We start from the raw sequence: 16,646 nt of genomic DNA on the forward strand, positions 1-16,646 counted from the left end.
AGCCACTTGTAAGCACTGCGGAGGCTGATCCCGGCTTCCGCCGCTAGGGTCTTGGGACGGCGGTGACACTCCGACCCTGGCGACCTCACACCCCCGTGTCAGCTGAGCAACGTGGTGGGGCGACACAACTAACCGGCCAGGCTGAGGAGATCAGAAATCGTGGACGCAGCAACGGTTCAGCGCGTTTCCTGGCTGCCTTCCACTCTCCCGGTCGCGTGCTCACTTCACCCCGAGGGCGGCCGCGAATGCGCCCCAAACAACCCTTGCGGGCTCCATGCCGAAGCCGCTCCACGCCCTTGGGAAAGGCCGTCAGGTGGGAGGCCATCTGGGTTCACTCTGGCCTGCCCCCAACTGTCCGGGTCCCCCTCACTCCAATCTGGGCCGCACGAGCTCAAACACCTCTCCTAAGGGTGTGTAGTCGTTCAAGGCCAACTTCCCCACTGGCCGCAGGGCTTGCGCCATCGCCGCCCCTGAGGGGCCCAGGCAACGCTCCTGCACGTGTACCATCACCACCCGGCCAAGGGCCATGCAAAAGCTGGTGCCTCTGACGGGAATCAACTCCATCAGCTCGCACTCCAGGCAGGCGGCGGCATCCCGCACGCGCGGGGCCACAATCCGGCTGCAGGGCATGGCGCTCAGTCCGGCGGCTTCGAATTCATTTGTACCCGGCGGGTAGTCCGTGGCGGTGATGTTCATGGCCCCGGCAAGGCGTTCATCCACGACATGCACGGCAAAGCAGTGGGTCTGACGGATGTTTTGGAGGGTGTCTTTCTCGCGATCCCGCCGGGCACCGATCGAGACCATCAGCACCGCAGGTTGATCACTGATGGCATTGAAGAAACTGAAGGGCGCGAGGTTGGGTAACCCCTTGGCGCTGATGGTGCTCACCCAGGCAATCGGCCGTGGCACCACCAGGCTGGTGCAGAGCCGGTAGAGAGTTCCTCCATCCAAGGCGTCCGGGTCAATGGAGCGAATCAGCTCGGGTGCGGCCATCAGTGGGCCAAGGGCATCGGTCTCCCCATGCTGCAGCGGCCGGCAGCCTGGCTCGCGGGGACAGAGACTGCCCAGAGCCGCGACCCAAGGGGTTTCGATCGAGGATCAAACCGATCCGTTCCGTCAGCCCATGGGTCGACCTTCTGGTGGTCGCTGCTGTGCGTCTTGTGGGGCACATCCCTTGGGCCCGATGATGGGGGATTAGGACATTGCTCCAGCCCTCAGGCGCGCTTCCCCATTGAAGGGAGACCGCCCAACCGTCCAACGTCGACGCTTTTTCCCCAGACCTGGCGTCCTGCATGGCCCCGCTGTTCAACTCCCCTCGGGCTTACACCCTGCTGTCCGTAGGTGCCGCCGTGGGCACCATCCTGCTCAAAACAGCGGCCTGGCGAATGACGGGATCCGTCGGACTCCTCTCCGACGCTCTGGAATCGGGGGTGAACCTGATCGGCGCCCTGGCGGCCTTCTGGGCTCTGACCCTGGCGGCCAAGCCAGCGGATCGAACCCATCACTACGGCCATTTCAAGGCCGAGTACTTCTCGAGCGGACTGGAGAGCGGCCTGATCGTGCTGGCCGCCCTGGCGATCATCCATGCCGCCCTCGGCCAGGTGCTGAACCCTCAGCCGCTTGAGCAACTCGGCATCGGCATGGGTCTGTCGCTGGTCGCGACGGCCCTGAACGCCCTGGTGGCCAAGCTCCTGCTGCGTGCAGCCGCTCAGTTCCATTCGATCACCCTGCGCGCCGATGCCCATCACCTGCTCACCGACGTCTGGACGTCGCTGGGGGTGGTGGTGGGCCTGATCCTTGTGAAGCTCACGGGCCTCACCATCCTTGATCCTCTGATCGCCATTGCGGTGGCTCTCAACATTGTCGTGACGGGATGGAAACTTCTGCACGAGACGGCCACCGGACTTCTGGATCGGGCTCTGCCGGACGGAGAGCAGCTCAAACTGGAGGCCCTGCTGGCCGAACGGACTGGGGACGCCATCGCCTTCCATGCCTTGCGCACTCGGGTCGCTGGATCCCGCCGCTTCGTGTCTTTCCACGTGCTGGTGCCCGGCCACTGGAGCGTGCAGCAGGGCCATGACCTCTGCGAGGAATTGGAGCGCGACATCGCCGTCCTCCTGCCCCGCTCCCATGTCTTCACACACCTGGAGCCGATCGAAGATCCGGTCTCATGGGATGACGCGGGCTTCCGTTGGGAGCAGGGCTGAAAGGAGGAATCAGCCCCGTCACCACTCCAGGCTCTCCTGCATCAGGACGTCAACTGAGGCGTATCCCTGATCCTCGCGGGCCCTCGGAAGGTCGACCGGGTGGGTAGGACCGCTCTCGGCCGGAAGGTTGCCGGGGAGAACTGACGCTGGCCCCTACAGCAGCGCGGGAGAGCAACAGATCCTGGGCTTTGTTCCCCTTGGTCCGCTCGGTCAGAGCCACCAAACAACCATCGGCTGACGCGATGGTGCTGGCTGGGTGCCGAGAAGGCAGCCCTCCCAGCAACCGTCTGGCGTCAGAGGTCGTCTTCCACGTTGGCCTTCACCGTGCAGTCACTCTTGGGGTAACTCACGCAGAGCAGGGCAAAGCCCTCGCCGATCTGTTCGTCATCCAGGAAGCTCTGATCAGACTGATCCACGCTGCCGCTGAGCACCTTGCCGGCACAGGTGCTGCAGGCTCCAGCCCGGCAGGAATAGGGCAGGTCGATGCCCTGTTCTTCTGCGGCGTCAAGGATGTAGGTGTCGTCGGCACACGTAAAGGAGCTGCCCCCTTCGATCGAAATGGTGTACGAGGCCATGGCTTGCGGATGGGTTGAGGCCAGTCCACATCGTTTCTGACCAGCGGGCTGCATGGAGGAACACAGTCCCGTGACAACTCCCGGGCGTGGGGCCTGACCCGTCTTCGGCGGTGGCACCCAAAGACAGCAAGTGGATCTGCATGCGCCCCAGCTTGATCTCGCACTGATTGCCCGGCTTGAGATCCATCAGAGACGTATGGGTCTTCCCCGCCATCCAGTGGCCGTTGAACGGAAGCTTGGTGGGGTAGCCCAGCTTTCAGCTGCCTTCGCCATCCTTGCTCCGCTCACCAACGCTGACGCCTTTGGCCACGAGCACGGCCTCGTCAATCACCGTGAAGCTCTAGGGCTCGCTGCCGTTTGTCGTGGTGCTGTCGTCGCCAGCGGCCCTGACCAGCTCCGACTGACTGGCGCCAACCAATTCCTTGATCTTGGCCGGACAACGTCATGGCAGAGGCCCCAAGCAGTTCAAATCAGGGCTTATCTCCAGCTCATCAGTCGCATTTTCTGCCTCGTTGCTCTGGCCAATCCTCCCGCGGCGCCCATCGATGGTCTGGGTCGAACCCGCCCCATCGGTACAGGCCTCGCCCCTGCTTCAGCAGCACCGTTTCAACGCACTTCAGAGGCGGTGGGATACAACAGCCAGGCTGACGCCGTTGGATCGATCCCTGCGGCATCCACCAGAGCGCATGCCTGCACCCATCCCACCTCCCCTGGATCTGCACCACTGAGGAGCTTCGGGTGGCGCGGCACAACCAGGTGGGGTCCTCCACCATGACCCACGGAGCTGCGGAGCCAACGAAGCATCAACGAAGAGCGACGACTGGGGTCCCAACAGAGCAACGCCGCCGCGCACAAGCCGCCCTGGATCCCGTTCCCGATCAGCGAAATCCAGCTCTGAATGCTCAGCCAAGCCGTCCTGAGCAGCCGCAAAGGCCAGTCAGTGGAGGTGCGAGGAGCGCTCAGAGCCCAAACGAGGGCTCCGACAAGAAGTGGGTCTTCAATCAGGCAGACAAGGGATGCATCCAAGCAAGTGAAGGAGCGCTTGCTTGGCCTGGGAACCCTCGCCCAGCCTGTTCTCCAACATTCAGACAGACCGTACCTGGGGAATGGGAATTCCCCAGAACAATCACTCCTCTTCTTCTTCCGTCGAGCCCAGGGGCACCAGGCGAATCTGCTTGCGGCCCAGCTTGATTTCGAATTCGTCCCCAGGCTTGAGGTCCAGCAGGGCGGAGTAGGCCTTGCCAATCAGCAGGTTGCCATTGCCCTGAACCGTGGCCACGTAGCTGAGCTTCCGGCCACCTTTGCCGACACCGCTGCTGCCATTGGATCCCAGGCTCACACCCTTGGCTTCCAACAGCGCCTCGTAGAACGCCGTGAAGTTCAGGCGCTCAGCCCCGTCCTTCTTGCTGCTGACGTAACCCGCTTCCCGCACGAGCTCGGATTTGCTGACATCTCCGAGTTCCTTCACTTTTGCGAGCAGTTCAGCGCCGATGAGGGCCATGGATGAATTCCTTGTTGTTCTCCATAACTTACCTGATGCTCGGAAAAGCACCAGCCCCCAGCGAGTCCATCCGTCGTACGCCTTGCCCTCCTTGATGTATCCGTGCAGGCGCGGGCACGCCAACTCTCCTCCATCTCCATCCAGGAATCTTTGCCCATGCCGTAACACCACCTGTGCCGGCGAGGGCGACCCCCCAACCGCGTCCCGGCCAGGTCGATCACCGCCGCATGATCCGCACCCATGGGGCCTCGTTCACGACGACACGAGCCAGGCGCTGGCGGTTGCATCCACGGAACGTCTTCGCTTTCGCCGGGAGGAAGCCGATTGGATCGGATTATCCACCAGCTGAGTAAGGATCGTTGATGGCTTGCCTGGCTGCTCCCTTTGGCAGTCCTTGCCTTGATGCTCGGGCTCTCCCCCATGACGCGAATTCGATCAATCGAAGGATGGAGACCCCCTTCGGTACCGGATCGCCCATGGTTGGCGAACAATGACCTGGGCGAATCGGTCGGATCAGCCGCCCATGCGTTCTTCGCACCTGGAATGTGGGATGCGGAGCGAGGCTCGATGGTTCTGGGGAGGGGGAGCAAGTCGCTGGGGCTGGTTCTGACACCAACCACTTGGACGTGGGCAGGGTGATCTCGTCAGATTCCCTCGTTCATCCTGGTTGAGAGCAGACGCGCTGGCCTTGGCATGGGACCGACGGCACATCGTGGCAGCGCTCAGAGGTCAGGAGAAGGATGCTGGCCTTCCCATCCCCGTCATCCATTTCCCAAAAACAAATCAATTCAGGAGGGGGCATGAGAGACGCGCTTCGATTGCCCACCGGCCGCCACAGCGTTCCTATGCGCAGGAGTCGTGGATTTCATCCCTCACCTGCCTGCACGGGTGATTGCGGCTTCAGGGGTGTCTCGTTCTAGGGATGGGCAAGCTTGCGCCGAAGAATTAGGCCAGCCAGGACGATCGTTACCGCATTGGCCACCATCGGAGAACCATGGCGTGTCCAGGCCCGTAGACCAGCCCCGGGGAAAGGCCACAGGTGAAAAGAGACCGCCTGTGGAGGGAGATTCCATGCCGATCTCAGCGCCTTGGCATCTTGATGCGGCCTGGGGAAGCAAGTTCTTTGACGTCAGTGAAGCCGCCGAATGGACCAGCAGGTTGGTGGCTGCTGGTGATGCGTTTGTGACAGCACTCCTTCCTTCACCCCCGCAGGCATCTCCAGCGTCAGGGACCCGGAATCCGAACGATTCAACGGTCGGTGATCGAACCAACTGAGCGCAGGAGTCCCGCCGCTCAATTCAAGGGCTCAGATCAGATCGGTCGCTGATCGCCGCTGCGGAAACCTTCCTGAAGGGCGCCACGATGGTCGCACCGCATCGGTCCCGATCCCCGTGTCAACCGCAGCTTCCACCTCCCATCCAGCCGGTGATGGGGCTCGCCCTGTTGCCGCCCAGGTTCTGCTTGAGCGGCTGGCGAAGGTGGAGGGGATGGGCCGGGGCCGCCGCCGGCTGGTGTTGCTGTTACCGCAGCTCGGGGATTTCGACAGCCTCGAATACGCCCAGGCCCTGGTCCCAGCCTTGCCGCAGCTTGAGTCCGCTGGCATCGAGGTGCTGGCGATCGGCATCGGCGAGGAGGCTGGCCGTCAGCGGTTCTGTGCCTTCAGCGGGTTCCCATCCACAAGGCTCCTGGTGGATGCCGAACCGCACCTGCACCGGGCCCTGGGGCTCTACGAGGGCCTGAGGCTGGTCGGCGGCCCCTGGCCAGGCTTGCTCTTGATGTGTGCCGGCATCGGCTCCCCCTGCACCCTGGCCGAAGTGCTGCGCGGCTACACGGGCGATCGAGAGGCTCCCCAGCGCATCGCCGACGACGAGACCATTCAGGCCGGCCCCCTGCCGCCGATCCAGGGTTCCTTCTTCTCGAGAGCCGGCGGAAGAGGGTTCCAGCGGCCCTTTGAGCTGGCCACGGTCCGACTGCGCAACATGGGCGAAGTGCTGGGCCATTGGCGCACCTACGTGCCCTGCGACGCCTTCCTCACCCAGCGGGGCGGCACCTTTCTGCTGGAGGACGACGACACCTTGCTCTACAGCTACGAGGACCGCGGCCTTCTCGGCTTTTCGGCCACCATGGCCAGACCTCTCAGCTTCCTGGATCCTTTCCTGGGCTGAATCCTGCGCGGGGGCCATGGCCAGGCAGCCGCAGGTTGGCTGCCTGGCTGTCGAGCGTTTCCTCAAAAAAAAGCGGACCCGTCCAGGACCCGCTCGATGACCGAATTGAGTTTATTGCGATTTGTATCGCGACCGTGGATCAGTCCCTCCATTGGCTTGTAGAGCCTGGGGGCCGTTCCAGTGCCGCACCAGGTGCATCGGGGCCTGGCATGGAGTCACGCCTGCCTGGACGCTGTTCAGCCGGCGTGGCGTCCGTTGGGCGTCGGTCCCCAGCCCCGGGCCTCACCGGAACCAACGCGAAATCTGCTTGTCCTTCCAGACCGGGGAAGCCGGCATCGGGCGACCGACGACAGCAGGCTGCTCGGCAATCAGCCGATCAACAACGGCATGTCCGCTCCTGGTTGCCGCAGGGCCAGGCCCGTGGTGGAGAGCTTCTCCTCCAGGTCGACGGTGGAAACGGACTCTTGATGGAGGCTGCGAGCTCCTGTCCCCCCCCCGCCAGGTGCAGGGCGGGCCGGCCTTCTCCGTAGGGAGTGACTGGAACCCTTGACGGAGCCACTCCACCTTCGACCCCATCAGCCCGGTCATGGATGAGCAGGGGTTGATCGACCCCAGGACGCCCCCCCCAGGCGGAGCCTTGAGCGTTCTCCACGAAACCGGGGAAAGCCAGCCAATGACTGCATCACGCCACCTCGATTGTTCACAACCTGCGACACACTCCCGGCGGACCTCATCCCCCTTCGGCCGGGGGCTTGCCGGCCCTAGCACATTGATCACCACTCCCATGGACGTCGATGCGCTGGTCCGGTGAGGTGCATGCTCCGGCCTGTGATCACGCCTGCCAGGCGGTGGAAAGGGCGATCAACAGAATCGACGGATCGGACACGACATCGAGCCTCCCCACACCCATTCCTGGGGCCCCGCCCGATCGACGCCTGAAGGCACTGAACCGCTGGCCACCCCCACCCGTGATCCCGCAGGGGATGGAGCTCCCAGGGATCTGAGGGTCGTGGGTGGCGGAAGTCACCAGCACCTCACCCTGGGCCATTCTTGGCTTTGTTGAGGTCCTGGCTTGAGCCGCTCCGGCGACGGTCGATCGTGCCCTGTCGATTCAGTCGTGTCCGCTGCCTTTTGCGTTGCCCCATGGAGTCACGCTAGGAAGGAAGCTCACCTCAATCGATCCATGCCCTTCTGGCTGACGCTGCTGCTGCTCTCGCTCAGTGCGTTGCTGTGGTCGAAGGGTTCGACCAACCGCGACGACGTGATCGGTTTGCTCGAGCAGTTGTTGGCCTCTGCGGCCCTGCTTCTGGTGATGTTCCTCGGGCATCACCTCTGGCTCGAGCTGGCGGGGCTGGCCTTGGCCCTTTGGCTTCCCCGGGGCCATTCCGGCATGCCGTCGATGCGGATCGTTGCTGGCGACGACCTCCTGCTGCCCTTTTGAGCCCTGTGGTTGCACCGGGTTTTGATCAGCGGGTCTGGACTGAAGTAGCGCGGATTCCCTTTGGCCAACTCGCCACCTACGGCCAGATCGCCGACCGCATCGGCGCCTTCGGCTGTGCCCGCCAGGTGGGCTGGGCCCTGCGGAGATTGAGCCTGCCCTCTGAGGTCCCCTGGCACCGGGTCGTGAATGCCAAAGGGCAGATCAGCTTGAGCCTCAGCCGCCTGGGCAGCGACTGGATCCAGGCCGACCTCCTGCGCGCCGAAGGCATCCCGGTGGAGCCCGATGGCCGCCTGCCCCTGGGGCGCTATCTGTGGAGGCCTGAGACCGTCGTTTCCGTTTGAGCCCGTCCCCTGCGTCTGCCGCCCTTGGCCTGGAGGCCCGCCAGCTGGCCTGGCAGGTGCTGCTGGCGGTGGGCTCGGGGGCCTACGCCGATGCCGCCCTGGAGCGGGAGCTGCTGCGCCACCCGTTGCCGCCGGTCGATCGGGCCCTGGCGACCGAGCTGGCCTATGGCTCGATTCGCCGGCGCCGGGAGCTCGATGGCTGGCTCGATGCCCTCGGCAAGGTGCCAGCGGCGCGTCAGCCCCCCAAGCTGCGCTGGTTGCTACACCTCGGGCTCTATCAGTTGCTGCATGTCGATCGGGTGCCCGCCTCGGCGGCGGTCAGCACCACGGTGGAGTTGGCCAAGCGCGGCGGCCTGGGCCGGTTGGCACCGGTGGCCAACGGGCTGCTGCGCTCCCTCTTGCGGCGGCTGGAGGCCGGTGAAGGCCTGGCCCCAGCCCCCACACCGGCCGGGGCCCTGGCCCTGCGCCAATCCCTGCCCGATTGGCTCGCGGCTGAGCTGCTCGACTGGCTTCCCAAGGAGCGGGCGGAGGCCTTCGGCGCCGCCTGTAACCAACCGCCGCCGTTGGACCTGCGCGTGAATCCTCTGCGCAGCGATCGGGACAGTTTGCTGGCGGCCTTCGCCGCCGCCGGCGTGGACGCTGTCCCTTTGCCGGGCCTCCCCCAGGGCCTGACCCTCACCTCCCGCAGCGGTGATCTGCGTGCCCTGCCTGGCTTTGCGGAGGGCCACTGGTGTGTGCAAGACCGCTCGGCCCAATTGATCGCGCCCTTGCTCGATCCCCAGCCGGGGATGCGCCTGCTCGATGCCTGCGCTGCTCCGGGTGGCAAGAGCACCCACCTGGCGGAGCTCATGGGCGATCAAGGTGAGGTCTGGGCGGTCGATCGTTCCGGCCCGCGCCTGCGCCGGGTGTTTGCCAACGCCGAGCGCCTGGGGCTGGGCTCGATCCAGGGGCTGGAGGCCGATGGGCTCACGTTGGCCCACGACCGCCCGGAGCTGCTGGGCTCCTTCGATGGGCTGTTGATCGATGCCCCCTGCTCCGGCCTGGGCACCCTGGCGCGCCATGCCGATGCCCGCTGGCGCCTGACGCCAGCGGCGATTCCTGAGTTGGTGGCGTTGCAGCGCCATTTGCTCGAGGCACTACGGTCCCTGCTCAAGCCCGGCGGGCGGCTGGTGTACGCCACCTGCACCGTGCACCCCCTGGAAAACCAAGGGCAGCTGGAGGGCTTCTTGGGTCGCCATCCCGATTGGCCGCTGCTCAGCCAACTGCAGACCTGGCCAGGACCCGCCGGCGGCGATGGCTTTTTTGCGGCGCTGCTGAAGGCCCCGGCTGGTTGAGTCGGTGGGCGGCCCTTGGGCCTCAGGGCACGGCTGCCTTCAGGGCAGTGGTGGGGGAGCGGAAGGGGGGAGGGGCGGCGGTGGAGCCACCGGTGCTGACGGCACGGGTGGTGGCGCGCTCGGACCAGGGCTGGGGGCTGCTGGTGCAGCTGGTTCGGGGGTACCGGGGCGCGAGGGGGCGACGGGGCCGCCGGTGGAGGGGGGTGCTTCGGTGCCTGGGGGTGCTTCGTAGGGGGTGTTTTCCGGCGGTAGCCGGTAGGGCTCGCTCTCCCAGTTGCGGTCGCGAGCTGGCTCGGTCCAGGCCTCGCTGCGTCTGGACGTCTTGGGCTTCTCGGGCCGGAACACGCCGGTCAGGACCGGTTTGGGCGGGAACGGGCGCACGGGCAGATCCTTGACGATCGGCGCCATGTAGGCACTCCAGGCGTAGGTGGCGACGACGCTGGTGGAGCCGGTTGTGCGGTTGTTGTCGTAGCCCAGCCACACCCCTGTGGTGAGCTGGGGAATCGAGCCGATGAACCAGAGGTCACGGCCCCCCTCGGAGGTACCCGTCTTGCCGGCCACAGGGCGGCCGGGCAGGGCCGCCCCGGTGCCCGTGCCGCTGGTCACCACTTTTTGCAGCATCCAGACCATGGCGTCGGCGATATCGCTCTCGACCACTCGCCGGCCACGGTCGCCATCCACCCGGCGGCTCCAGAGCAGCTCACCGCTGGGGCCGTTGATGTCCTCGAAGGGGGTGGGGGTCACATAGACGCCGCGGTTGGTGATCGCCGCGTAGGCGGCCGTCATGTCGAGCACGGTCTGCTCGTAGGCGCCGATCGCCATCGGGTAGAACCGCCCCAGCTCCCGATGAAGGCCAAGGCTCTTGGCGGTGGCGATCACTTTGTCGAAGCCGAGCTTCTGCAGAAGCCCCACGGCCACAGTGTTCAGAGAGTTCTGCAAGGCGATGACCATCGGCACCGTGCCCATGTAGCGGTTGCCGAAGTTCTTGGGGCAGTAGCCGGCGAAGCATCGCGGCGCATCGGTGACCGGATCCTCCGGTTTCATGCCCTCCTTGAGGGCCGTGAGATAGACGAAGAGCTTGAAGGTGGAGCCCGGTGAGCGCAGGGCCTGGCTGGCGCGGTTGAACTGGCTCTTCTCGAAATCCTTCCCCCCCACCATCGCCCGCACCAGGCCTGTGCCGGGCTCCATCGACACCAACGCCCCTTCCATGGATCCGGCGGCGTAGGTGTTGATCACCTTCTGGGCCTGGTTCTGCCAGGCCAGGTTCAAGCTGGTGCGGATCGTCAACCCGCCCACCTCCAGTTGCTCGGGAGTGAGCACCTTCGGCAGCTCCTGGGCGACCCAGCTGGTGAAGTAGGGGGCCCGGCTGTTCCAGTACTTCGGGAGGGCGGGCTTGAGCTTAAGGGGGGTGGCCTGGGCCTCCTGTTGCTGGGTGTCATCGATGAAGCCTGCCTCCCGCATCCGCCTCAGCACCACCGCCCGGCGCTCCAGGGCCAGATCGGGGTTCACCAGGGGCGAGTACACCGAGGGCGCCGGCGGCAGGCCGGCGATCAGCGCCGCCTCGGGCAAGGTGAGTTGATCAGGCGTCTTGGAGAAGAAAATCCAGGCCGCATCGGCGACCCCATAGGCGCTCGAGCCCAGATAGACGTAATTGAGGTACTGCTCGAGGATCTGGTCCTTGCTCAGCTGGCGTTCGAGCTTGCCGGCCAGGGCAGCCTCCTCCAACTTGCGCCAGAGGGTGCGGTCCTGGCTCAGGTAGACCGTGCGCGCCAGCTGCTGGGTGATCGTGCTCGCCCCTTCCTCCACCGATCCGCGGGTGATGTTGCGCACCATCGCCCGGCTGATCCCCACGGGATCGATGCCGTCGTGTTGAAAAAAGCGCCGGTCTTCGGCGGCGATGAAAGCGCGCTGCACCAGCAGCGGCATCTGGCCACTGACCACCTTGTCGCGGGTGGCTGGGCCCAGTTTCTGGAGCACCTGGCCGTCGGCCGAGAGCACCGTGATCGTGCCTGGACGGTTGAAGCTGCTGATCCGCTCCACATCGGGGAGCAGGCCATCGATCAAGCGCACCAGGGCACCTTGAGCCACCGCCACCACACCCCCGGCGGCGGCCGCCAGCAGACCCACCAGAAGCAGTTGGCGGCGGCGTTTGCTCACATTGGGGCGGCCAGGTTGCTGTGGCCGATGGCCAGGGCGGTCACGAGCATCCCCAGCACCAGGAACGGTTGGGCGCTGGCTTGGTACTTGACGTCAAAGGCGACCGGATCGCGCAGCAGCCAGATGTCCTGGAAGGTGATCTGCGGAACGATCAACAGCACCAGCAGCACGGCGGCGAAGTGCTGGCCGATGGCGATCAGCACACCCACCATCGCCAGTTGAAAGATGTTGATCATGCCGGCACTGATCCAGCTGGCCCGCTCAAGGCCGAACACCACCGGCAGGGATTGCAAGCCCAGGGCCCGATCCCCATCGACGCTCTTGAAATCGTTGACAACGGCAATGCCCAGGCCCGCCAGGCTGTACACCAGGGTTAGCAGGGCGGTGGTCCAGGTGAGCTGGCCGAACAGGGCCTGACCGGCCCACCAGGGCAGAGCAATGTAGCTCGCCCCGAGGGCGTAGTTCCCCAGCCAGCCGTTCTGCTTGAGCTTAAGGGGCGGAGCTGAATAGACGTAACTCACCAGGGAGCCCCCGAGGGCGAGCAGCAGCAACACCGGGGTGCTGTGGCCGGCCCAGAGGTCGAGCCCCCAGGCCACCGTCAGGCCTGCGAGCAGCAGCACCCAGATCTGAATCTTGACCGCTTTCAAGCTCACGGCACCTGATGGGATCGGCCGATAGGGCTCATTGATCGCGTCGATCTCGCGGTCGTAATAGTCGTTGATCGTCTGGGTGTAGCCGGCCAGCAGCGGACCGCTCATCAGCATGCAGGCGATCGAAGCTCCCACCTGGCTGGGAGACCAATGGAAGTGGCCTGAGGCGGCTGCCCCGCAGACCACCCCCCAGATCAGGGGGATCCAGGTGACGGGCTTCATCAGCTGGAGGTGCAGCTTCCAGGTGCTGGTGGTCCCCGACGCCCCTTTCATGCCAAGGAGCTGGCGGGCGCCGCCGCCTGCGGACTTGGGCTCTGGAGGTTTGCTCACCTCAGGCGGGGGCGATCTCGTCGTCGAAGAACCAGCCGTTGCTGCCGTCGCTCAAGGTAACCACGACACCGACACCGCTGCCATCGGTCATCCTGTAACCGCTAACGGTGCCCGTGGCATCACTGCGCAGCAGCTCCACCATCTCGGCGGGGATGCGGTCGCGCACGCGGGTGACCTTGACGCGGGTGCCGATCTGGACCGTGCCGGAAGTGGCAGCCTGGGACATGGTCTGCGCGACTGGAAAGTGGCGCAACATTAACAGTCACCCCTTGCCCAGCCTGATGGTTGCCAAGCGCATCATCCCCTGTCTCGATGTCGCCGCCGGCCGGGTGGTCAAGGGGGTCAATTTCGTCGGGTTGCGCGATGCCGGCGATCCGGTGGAACTGGCCTGCCGTTACGACGGCTCCGGAGCCGATGAGCTGGTGTTCCTCGACATCGCCGCCAGCCACCAGGGCCGCGGCACCCTGGTGGACCTGGTGCGGCGCACCGCCGAGGCCGTCACGATCCCGTTCACCGTGGGGGGCGGCATCCGCTCGGTGGAGGGCATCACGGAGCTGCTGCGCGCCGGCGCCGACAAGGTGAGCCTCAACTCCTCCGCCGTGGCCGACCCCGCCCTTGTGAGCAGGGGGGCCGAGCGCTTCGGTTGCCAGTGCATCGTCGTGGCGATCGATGCCCGTAGGCGTCAGGGCGCCCCGGGGTGGGACGTCTATGTCAAGGGCGGTCGTGAGAACACGGGCCTCGATGCCGTGGCCTGGGCGCGACAGGTGGTGGCGCTGGGGGCGGGCGAGATCCTGCTCACCTCCATGGATGGCGATGGCACCCAGGCGGGCTACGACCTGGCGCTCACCGCTGCCGTGGCGTCAGCCGTGGAGGTGCCCGTGATCGCCTCCGGTGGGGCCGGCTGCATCGATCACATTGCCGAGGCCCTGGGGGCCGGTCAGGCCTCGGCGGCGCTGCTGGCTTCCCTGCTCCACGACGGCGTGCTCACCGTGGAGGAGATCAAAACCGACCTGATCGACCGGGGCCTGGCGATCAGGCCTGTGCACCGCCCCTGAGCCCCGACCAAGGAGCTGCCGGACAGGGCGTTCCCGGCGATCGATGGGCGCTCGTTACATTGGTTGTCACGGTCCGTATCAAGTCCCCTTGCCGCCCCTGGACTCATCCCTCTCCACCCTCCTGGCCCTGCTGATGGTGGCCACGGTGGTGGGGCTGGTGGCCTGGGCCCTGCAGCTGATGCAGACCGCCAATGACCGCAAGGAGTTTGCGCTCATGCTGGCGGGCTGCATGGTGTGCTCCGCCGCCGTGGGCCTTGCCACGGTGATGGTGCTCACCCTCTCGGGCCCCCACGGTCTGCTGGCTGCCCGCGCGCCGGAGCTGGGGGGTGAGGGTGAGGCTGGGATCAGTCTCGATGCGGTTGCCTTGCCCTGGGACCAATTGGCTGCTGATGAACGGGCCTGGGAACTGCCCCACGGGGAACGCTCCGGTTGGGAACGCTCCCGCCGGGTCCGTTCCCTGGGGGAACGTTCCGGCCGACCAAGCGCTGATCAGGCAGCCTGATCGCCCTTGAAACCCGGTGATCCCGCTGCGGTGCGCGAGCTGTTTGAAGCACTTGCTCCCCGCTATGACCTGCTCAACGACCTGTTCAGCGTTGGCCTGCACCGGGTCTGGAAGCGCCAGTCGATCGCCTGGCTGCGGCCGCGACCGGGTCTGCGCTTGCTCGATCTCTGCTGCGGCACGGGCGATCTGGCCCTGCTGTTGGCGGCCAAGGTGCGGCCCGGCGGTGCGGTGCTGGGGCTGGATGCCGCCGCCGCCCCCCTGGCGTTGGCCCGTCGCCGATCCGCCACCCAGCCCTGGCTGCCCCTGGAGTGGCACCAGGCCGATGCCCTCGCCACGGGTCTGGCCAGCGCCAACGCGGACGGGGCCGTGATCGCCTTCGGGCTCCGCAACCTCGCCGATCCCGCCGCCGGGCTCCTGGAGCTCCACCGGGTTTTAAAACCTGGCGCCCGTGCCGCGGTGCTGGATTTCAACCGCCCCGGCGCCCCGGCGATGGCCGCCCTCCAGCGCCAGGCCCTGCGCCGGTTCGTGGTGCCCACGGCCGAGCGCTTTGGGCTGCGGGAGCACTTCGCTTATCTCGAACCCAGCCTGGAGCGTTTCCCCACGGGGGCCGAGCAGGAGTGTCTGGCCCGTGCGGCCGGTTTTGCCCAGGTGCGCCATCGCCCCCTGGCGGGGGGGCTGATGGGGCTGCTGGAGCTGGTGGCCTGACGCCGAAAAGTGTGCCTTCGGCTACGGGGAACGGCTCTAGGCTCCATGAGAGGCATTGATCGATTGGCCTTCACTCTTCAGCCCGTGGTCGCTTTGGCGACGGAGCGCGTGGTGGGCGGCGATCTGGTGCTGGCCTCTCTGTCCGGTGCCGGTCGGGAAGAGCGGGCTTGCGAGGCGCCACCGGATGGGCAGGATCAGGGCCATGACGCCCTTGGGGAGGGGTTGCTGAAGGCCTTTGCGTTGGCGGATCGCTGGCAGAACCAGGCGTGGATCAGTGCGGGGCTCTCCCTGGGGGCCCTGGGCTCGGGTCGGGCCCTGTGGGCGAAACTCTCCTGCTCCGTTGCGGACCTCGATGGCTTGCGCCGGCGGGTGGGTCACCGGCTGCTGATCCGCTCCAGCCTCGAAGGGGCAGCGGCAGCGGCGTCTTTTCCCCTGCTGAACCAACTGGGGGAGCACCAGGGCCTGGCGATCGAGCTACGGCTCGAGGGAAAGGGGACCCTGGCCCAGCTCCTGCGCTTGAACGTTGATCGCCTGCTGCTCCCCGCATCCCTGGTGCAGGGCATTGATGCCGATGGACGCCGGCAGCGGCTCGTGCGCTGGCTGGTGGCAGGTTGCCAACAGAGCGCCGTTGAGGTGTGCGCCCAGGGGGTGGAGAGCCGCTCCCAGGCCGCCTGGCTGCGCGAGCAGGGGGTGGAGCTGGCTTCGGGGCCGCTGTGGGGGTCGCCACTGCCGCCGGCGGACTTCGAGGTTGTCTTGAAACGCGGGGTTGGCCTTGGTCCCGACGTCAGTGCACCCTTGATGGCCCTGAAGACAGTTCCAGCGCTGGATAGGTAGCAAGTGTTACCAATGGTGTGGCACCTGACTGTGATTGTGATTAGAAGTCAAGTCCCGTGGATCAACCGGCGTGGAAAATTTCCACATTCAACCCATCATTGATCTCGCCAGCGGTCGCGTCTGTGGTGGCGAGGTTCTTTGGCGTCCGGATGACCACCCACCGGAACCCGAGCAATTGGTGGCCCTGGAGGAAGACCCCAGTCTCAACCTCTCCGTCACCCAGGATTCCTTCGTCTTTGCCCTCAACCAACTCGATCGGATTCAGTCCAACATCTGGTTGTCGGTCAACCTCTCCTGTCGCTTCATCGGCTCGGGCCGGATGTTCTTCCGTCCGATCTCCCGGGCCGTTCCCGACCTCGACAACCTCCGCCGAAAGGTGGGAAAGCGTCTGGTGGTGGAGGTCACCGAGCGAGGCGTCGCTGGTCACGAGGAATCAGCCTTCATCAATAAGCTCACGGGCCTGCACACCATCGCCGTCGACGACTTCGGCACTGGAGATGCCCCGCTTTCCCACATGCTTTCGCTGAAATTCAGCAAGGTGAAGGTGGATCGCTCGATCATCACCGGCATCGATGCGGATACCTACCGCCAACGTTTCCTCCAGTGGCTGCTGGCCGGTTGTCATGCCATCGGTGTGGAAGTCTGTGCCGAGGGCGTCGAAACCGAATCCGAGGCGGCCTTCCTGCGTCGCATCGGAATCGACCAGGCCCAGGGCTGGCTCTGGAGCAAGGCACTGCCGGCGGAGACATTCGAGTCACTCACGGTGCCGATGGAGTCGGTCACCCAATCCCTCGGGCGGATCCTCAACGCCTCCTGAGCGGCGGTCTGGGATCATCGGGATCGAACAGG

General features: G+C 65.8%; 17 protein-coding genes. 10 read left to right on the top strand and 7 right to left on the bottom strand.

Going from position 1 to position 16,646, the window contains the following annotated elements:
- Positions 1-366: 366 nt before the first annotated feature.
- A complete protein-coding gene (locus KBY88_RS14565; RefSeq protein WP_254940668.1) occupies positions 367-993 on the bottom strand; it encodes a flavin reductase family protein in 627 nt (208 codons plus the stop codon).
- A gap of 299 nt (positions 994-1,292) precedes the next feature.
- Between KBY88_RS14565 and KBY88_RS14570 the strand changes: the two genes are divergently transcribed.
- Positions 1,293-2,207 (top strand): cation diffusion facilitator family transporter, encoded by a 915-nt coding sequence (locus KBY88_RS14570; RefSeq protein WP_254940669.1) that lies wholly within the window; start codon positions 1,293-1,295, stop codon positions 2,205-2,207.
- A gap of 293 nt (positions 2,208-2,500) precedes the next feature.
- Here the strand turns inward: KBY88_RS14570 and KBY88_RS14575 are convergent, their stop codons facing one another.
- From KBY88_RS14575 to KBY88_RS14585, 3 genes are all read right to left on the bottom strand, one after another.
- Positions 2,501-2,782, bottom strand: coding sequence for a 2Fe-2S iron-sulfur cluster-binding protein (locus tag KBY88_RS14575; protein ID WP_254940670.1), 282 nt, complete (start codon positions 2,780-2,782; stop codon positions 2,501-2,503).
- Positions 2,712-3,035 carry an AbrB-like transcriptional regulator gene (locus KBY88_RS14580; protein WP_254940720.1) on the bottom strand — a complete coding sequence of 108 codons (324 nt, stop codon included), beginning with the start codon at positions 3,033-3,035 and terminating at the stop codon, positions 2,712-2,714. The genes KBY88_RS14575 and KBY88_RS14580 overlap by 71 nt, the downstream gene beginning before the upstream one ends.
- Positions 3,036-3,908: 873 nt before the next feature.
- Positions 3,909-4,283, bottom strand: a complete 375-nt coding sequence (locus tag KBY88_RS14585) for an AbrB/MazE/SpoVT family DNA-binding domain-containing protein (RefSeq protein WP_254940671.1) — start codon at positions 4,281-4,283, stop codon at positions 3,909-3,911.
- 1,487 nt (positions 4,284-5,770) lie between these two features.
- On the opposite strand from KBY88_RS14585, the gene KBY88_RS14590 reads away from it, so the two are divergent.
- From KBY88_RS14590 to KBY88_RS14605, 4 genes are all read left to right on the top strand, one after another.
- The gene (locus KBY88_RS14590; RefSeq protein WP_254940721.1) at positions 5,771-6,448 is read left to right on the top strand and encodes an AhpC/TSA family protein; all 678 of its coding nucleotides are present in this window, start codon (positions 5,771-5,773) and stop codon (positions 6,446-6,448) included.
- 1,183 nt (positions 6,449-7,631) lie between these two features.
- Positions 7,632-7,889 carry a hypothetical protein gene (locus tag KBY88_RS14595; protein WP_254940672.1) on the top strand — a complete coding sequence of 86 codons (258 nt, stop codon included), beginning with the start codon at positions 7,632-7,634 and terminating at the stop codon, positions 7,887-7,889.
- Positions 7,890-7,894: 5 nt separating this feature from the next.
- Positions 7,895-8,230, top strand: coding sequence for an MGMT family protein (locus KBY88_RS14600; RefSeq protein ID WP_254940673.1), 336 nt, complete (start codon positions 7,895-7,897; stop codon positions 8,228-8,230).
- Positions 8,227-9,564 (top strand): 16S rRNA (cytosine(967)-C(5))-methyltransferase, encoded by a 1,338-nt coding sequence (locus KBY88_RS14605; RefSeq protein ID WP_254940674.1) that lies wholly within the window; start codon positions 8,227-8,229, stop codon positions 9,562-9,564. The genes KBY88_RS14600 and KBY88_RS14605 overlap by 4 nt, the downstream gene beginning before the upstream one ends.
- A 39-nt stretch (positions 9,565-9,603) precedes the next feature.
- Here the strand turns inward: KBY88_RS14605 and KBY88_RS14610 are convergent, their stop codons facing one another.
- Genes KBY88_RS14610 through petP form a run of 3 tightly spaced genes read right to left on the bottom strand, consistent with a single transcriptional unit; the run spans position 9,604 to position 12,927 of the window.
- The gene (locus KBY88_RS14610; protein ID WP_254940675.1) at positions 9,604-11,721 is read right to left on the bottom strand and encodes a transglycosylase domain-containing protein; all 2,118 of its coding nucleotides are present in this window, start codon (positions 11,719-11,721) and stop codon (positions 9,604-9,606) included.
- On the bottom strand, positions 11,718-12,644 hold the full coding sequence (chlG, locus tag KBY88_RS14615; RefSeq protein WP_254940722.1) for a chlorophyll synthase ChlG: 927 nt from the start codon (positions 12,642-12,644) through the stop codon (positions 11,718-11,720). Before chlG ends, KBY88_RS14610 begins: the two co-directional genes overlap by 4 nt.
- Positions 12,645-12,702: 58 nt before the next feature.
- Positions 12,703-12,927, bottom strand: a complete 225-nt coding sequence (gene petP / locus KBY88_RS14620; RefSeq protein WP_254940676.1) for a cytochrome b6f subunit PetP — start codon at positions 12,925-12,927, stop codon at positions 12,703-12,705.
- 55 nt (positions 12,928-12,982) lie between these two features.
- Here petP and hisF point away from each other — a divergent pair, with 55 nt between their 5' ends.
- The 5 genes from hisF (at position 12,983) to KBY88_RS14645 (ending at position 16,614) form a co-directional block, all read left to right on the top strand.
- Complete coding sequence (gene hisF, locus KBY88_RS14625) at positions 12,983-13,756, top strand: imidazole glycerol phosphate synthase subunit HisF (RefSeq protein WP_254940677.1); 774 nt, start codon at positions 12,983-12,985, stop codon at positions 13,754-13,756.
- Between the two features lie 88 nt (positions 13,757-13,844).
- The gene (locus KBY88_RS14630; protein ID WP_254940678.1) at positions 13,845-14,258 is read left to right on the top strand and encodes a hypothetical protein; all 414 of its coding nucleotides are present in this window, start codon (positions 13,845-13,847) and stop codon (positions 14,256-14,258) included.
- 6 nt (positions 14,259-14,264) lie between these two features.
- Positions 14,265-14,963, top strand: coding sequence for a bifunctional demethylmenaquinone methyltransferase/2-methoxy-6-polyprenyl-1,4-benzoquinol methylase UbiE (ubiE, locus tag KBY88_RS14635; RefSeq protein ID WP_254940679.1), 699 nt, complete (start codon positions 14,265-14,267; stop codon positions 14,961-14,963).
- A gap of 63 nt (positions 14,964-15,026) precedes the next feature.
- Entirely contained in the window at positions 15,027-15,797 is a 771-nt protein-coding gene (locus KBY88_RS14640; RefSeq protein ID WP_254940680.1) for an EAL domain-containing protein, read from the top strand.
- 70 nt (positions 15,798-15,867) lie between these two features.
- A complete protein-coding gene (locus tag KBY88_RS14645; protein ID WP_254940681.1) occupies positions 15,868-16,614 on the top strand; it encodes an EAL domain-containing protein in 747 nt (248 codons plus the stop codon).
- The last annotated feature ends 32 nt before the right edge of the window (positions 16,615-16,646 follow it).

It is taken from the genome of Cyanobium sp. Morenito 9A2, assembly GCF_024345575.1.
Classification (GTDB): domain Bacteria; phylum Cyanobacteriota; class Cyanobacteriia; order PCC-6307; family Cyanobiaceae; genus ATX-6F1.

Coding starts and splice junctions, on each gene's coding strand:
- KBY88_RS14585 (WP_254940671.1), bottom strand. CDS start 4,283: ATGGCCCTCATCGGCGCTGAACTGCTCGCAAAAGTGAAGGAACTCGGA.
- KBY88_RS14570 (WP_254940669.1), top strand. CDS start 1,293: ATGGCCCCGCTGTTCAACTCCCCTCGGGCTTACACCCTGCTGTCCGTA.
- petP (WP_254940676.1), bottom strand. CDS start 12,927: ATGTCCCAGGCTGCCACTTCCGGCACGGTCCAGATCGGCACCCGCGTC.
- chlG (WP_254940722.1), bottom strand. CDS start 12,644: ATGAAAGGGGCGTCGGGGACCACCAGCACCTGGAAGCTGCACCTCCAG.
- hisF (WP_254940677.1), top strand. CDS start 12,983: ATGGTTGCCAAGCGCATCATCCCCTGTCTCGATGTCGCCGCCGGCCGG.
- KBY88_RS14575 (WP_254940670.1), bottom strand. CDS start 2,782: ATGGCCTCGTACACCATTTCGATCGAAGGGGGCAGCTCCTTTACGTGT.
- KBY88_RS14595 (WP_254940672.1), top strand. CDS start 7,632: ATGCCCTTCTGGCTGACGCTGCTGCTGCTCTCGCTCAGTGCGTTGCTG.
- KBY88_RS14565 (WP_254940668.1), bottom strand. CDS start 993: ATGGCCGCACCCGAGCTGATTCGCTCCATTGACCCGGACGCCTTGGAT.
- KBY88_RS14590 (WP_254940721.1), top strand. CDS start 5,771: ATGGGCCGGGGCCGCCGCCGGCTGGTGTTGCTGTTACCGCAGCTCGGG.